This is a genomic window from Tamlana crocina (genome assembly GCF_012037625.1).
This window is the reverse complement of sequence record NZ_JAAVJS010000539.1, coordinates 1-351: the sequence shown is the minus strand read 5'-3', so window position 1 is coordinate 351 and position 351 is coordinate 1. Positions and strand designations below refer to the sequence as shown.

Sequence of the window (351 nt, the reverse complement as noted above, 5' to 3'; positions counted from 1 at the left end):
CATTATTGAACATGTGATCAACGGGATCGAAACTGCCAAAAAAAGAAATCTGCCGGACAGGGTAATTGACTTTATTCGTACCCATCATGGTACCACCACGGTGTATTACTTCCTGCAAAAAGCAAGGAAAGAAGATGGGGAGGTGAATGAAGAAGATTTCAGATATCCGGGCCCACTGCCTTTTAGTAAGGAAACTGCCATTTTGATGATGTGTGATAGCGTTGAAGCGGCGAGCAGAAGTATTAAGGAACCCACTTCAAAAGTCATTGATGATTTCGTTGAAAAGATCATTAATAAACAGATGAAAGACGGGCAGTTCCTTAATTCAGATATCACCTTCATGGAAATTCA

1 pseudogene is annotated in these 351 nt (G+C 40.7%); it reads left to right on the top strand.

Going from position 1 to position 351, the window contains the following annotated elements:
* A pseudogene (locus tag HC176_RS17950) lies at positions 1-351 on the top strand (phosphohydrolase); the annotation flags it as partial.